The organism is bacterium, from assembly GCA_030654305.1.
Classification (GTDB): domain Bacteria; phylum Krumholzibacteriota; class Krumholzibacteriia; order LZORAL124-64-63; family LZORAL124-64-63; genus PNOJ01.
Genome location: JAURXS010000519.1, coordinates 1 through 2928, shown reverse-complemented (window position 1 = coordinate 2928; position 2928 = coordinate 1). Strand labels below are relative to the sequence as shown.

4 protein-coding genes are annotated in these 2928 nt (G+C 73.4%); all 4 read left to right on the top strand.

What is annotated here, in order from left to right; translation table 11 throughout:
• Positions 1–620: 4Fe-4S dicluster domain-containing protein (locus tag Q7W29_14690; GenBank protein MDO9173069.1), on the top strand; the 620-nt coding region annotated here is incomplete at its 5' end.
• Positions 621–632: 12 nt separating this feature from the next.
• On the top strand, positions 633–1664 hold the full coding sequence (locus Q7W29_14685) for a 4Fe-4S dicluster domain-containing protein (GenBank protein MDO9173068.1): 1032 nt from the start codon (positions 633–635) through the stop codon (positions 1662–1664).
• A complete protein-coding gene (locus tag Q7W29_14680; GenBank protein MDO9173067.1) occupies positions 1661–2497 on the top strand; it encodes an FAD/NAD(P)-binding protein in 837 nt (278 codons plus the stop codon). Before Q7W29_14685 ends, Q7W29_14680 begins: the two co-directional genes overlap by 4 nt.
• 104 nt (positions 2498–2601) lie before the next feature.
• The coding region (locus Q7W29_14675; protein ID MDO9173066.1) for an efflux RND transporter periplasmic adaptor subunit at positions 2602–2928 on the top strand (327 nt) is incomplete at its 3' end.

Below are 2928 nucleotides of genomic sequence, written 5' to 3'. Positions count from 1 at the left end.
GCCTGTTCACGGCCGCCGACGCCGCCACGCCGCTGGTGCCGCTGCTGCTGCGCCGGCTGCGCGAGGAGCCGCAGGGCGTGTTCGGCATCGTGGCCGGCCCGGGCCGGCGCGAGGCGATCGCGCGCCTGCAGGCCGAGCAGCAGCTCGACCCGGCGCGCGTGCGCGTCTACGAGCGCACCGGCGCGCCGGCGGCGGCGATCGGCGGGTCCGCCTGGGAGATCCACGGCGTGCCTGGCCCCGACGTCCCGGCCGAGGAGCGCTGGGCCTTCTGGAGCGCCGCCTTCTCGCGCTGCCTGCGCTGCTATGCCTGCCGCGAGGGTTGCCCGACCTGTTCCTGCGTGCGCTGCGTCGCCGACAAGACGCGACCGCGCTGGATCGACTCGTCGCCCACCCCGGCGGGCAACTGGGTCTGGAACGTGACGCGCGCCTTCCACCAGGCGGGCCGCTGCGTCGAGTGCGGCGCCTGCAGCGACGCCTGCCCCGTGGGCATCCCGCTGGCCGCGCTCTCCGCGCACCTCAACCGCGCCGCGCTGAACGCCTTCGGGCCGCCGTCGCCGGACGAGAAGCGCTCCCCGTTGCTGTTCGGGCGCCAGGACGACCAGGCGCCGTTCATCCTGTAGAGGAGGCCGGACGTGGACCTGCGTTGGACCGTCGACGATCTCAAGACCTGGACGAGCGCCCTGCTGCGCGAGCGCCGGATCGTCGCGCCCGTCGTCACGCCCGCGGGACCGGTCTGGGCGCCGGTCCGCGACGCCGGCGAGGTCGCCTGGGACTACGGCCGCACGGCGGTCTCCCCGCGCGAGTGGCTGCTGCCGCGACACGAGACGCTGTTCGCGTATGACCTGGCGGCGAACCCGCCGCAGCTCGTCGAGGCGCCCCTGGACGCGCCGCCGACCGTGCTGCTGCTCGTGCACCCGTGCGACGTGGCGGGCGTGCGCGCGCTCGACGCGGTCATGCGCTGGGACTACGTCGACGAGCCGTTCGAAGCCCGGCGGGCCGGCACGCTGCTGGTGGCGCTCGGCTGCGCCACGGCGCCGTCGCCCGAGAGCTGCTTCTGCGCCGCCGCGGGGGTCGACCCCGCGTGGGCGCCTAAGGCCGATGTGATGATCTCTCCGGTCGAGGGCGGCTACACCGTCTGCGCCCTGACCGCGGCCGGCGAGGCGTCGCTAGAGGGCGCGCCGAAACCGCTGACCGCGGCCCCCGCCGACGCCGGACGGCCCGCCCCCGGCAAGGCCGGCACGCTCGCGCTGGACGTCGCGGCGGCGGCCGCCGCGCTGCGCGGCCGCTTCGACGACCCGGTGTGGGAGTCGCTGTCGGACGCGTGCGTGGGGTGCGGCACCTGCGCCTACGTCTGCCCGTCGTGCCACTGCTTCGACGTGGTGGACGAGGGGGACTGGCGCCGCGGCGAGCGCGTGCGCAACTGGGACGCCTGCGCCTTCGACCACTTCACGGCGCACGCCTCGGGCCACAACCCGCGACCCCGCCAGTCCTTGCGCTACCGGCAGCGCATCTATCACAAGTTCGTCTACTACCCCGAGAAGTTCGGCCACCTGCTCTGCACCGGCTGCGGCCGGTGCGTGGACGCCTGCCCCGCCGGGATGGACCTCGTCGAGGTGCTGCAGGTGTTCGAGGCGGCCCCCGCGGGCCAGGGAGGTGCGCGATGAGGCTCTACACGCCGCACCTGATGGAGATCTTCGAGACCCGTCAGGAAACGCCCGACGTCAAGACGCTCAAGCTGCGCTTCGTCGAGCCGCAGATGCGCGAGTCGTTCAGCTTCCTGGCCGGCCAGTTCGGCCTGTACTCGGCGTTCGGCGAGGGCGAGTCGACCTTCTGCATCGCCTCGCCGCCCACCTGGAAGGACCACATCGAGTGCACCTTCCGGGCCGTGGGCAAGGTGACCGAGGTGCTGCGCCGCAAGGAGGCCGGCGACGTCATCGGCTTCCGCGGGCCGTACGGCAACCACTTCCCGCTCGAGGAGTACCGCGGCAAGGACCTGCTGTTCGTCGTCGGCGGCATCGCCCTGCCGCCGCTGCGCTGCCTGATCTGGAACGTGCTGGACCGCCGCGACGAGTTCGGGGCCGTGCGCATCGTCTACGGCGCGCGCAGCGTGGCGGACCTCGTCTACAAGCACGAGCTGGACGACTGGGCGGCGCGCAGCGACGTGGAGCTGGTGACCACGGTCGATCCCGGCGGCGAGACCCCCGACTGGAAGGGCGGGATCGGCTTCGTGCCGACCGCGCTCGAGCAGTACGCCCCGCCGTCGGGCAACGGCCTGGCCTTCGTCTGCGGCCCCCCGATCATGATCAAGTTCTCGATGCCCGTGCTCGACAAGCTGGGCTTCGCCCCCGGGCAGATCGTCACCACGCTCGAGAACCGCATGAAGTGCGGCGTGGGCAAGTGCGGCCGGTGCAACATCGGCGGCACCTACGTCTGCAAGGAGGGCCCGGTCTTCACGGCGCGCGAGCTGGAGGCCCTGCCGATGGGGAGCGACTACTAGACCCGGGTCGGGGCCCGCTTGACCGGAACGCGGACCGTGCCTAGACTATCGCCTCCCGACCCGTGGCATTCGCCCCGGCACCCCGAACGAAGAAGGTGAGCCCCGTGGCTGACGGACGCGGCGCGGCATCCGCCGATCTGGGCAAGTTGCGCATTTCCGACGAGGAACGGCAGGGACGGCGGAAACCGCGGCGCTGGCCCTGGTTCCTGCTGGCGGCGGCCGTCGTGATCGCCGTGCTGGTCTTCGTGTCGCGGCCCGCCACGGTCACCGTGGCCACGGCCCGCAGCGGCGGCGGCGGGCCGGCCGAGCAGGGCGGGGTCGTGCTGACGACCAACGGCTACGTCGAAGCCCGCCACCAGGCGTCGGTGGCGGCGCGCGCGACGGGCCGCCTCGCCGAAGTCATGGTCGAGGAGGGCGATACCGTGTCGGCC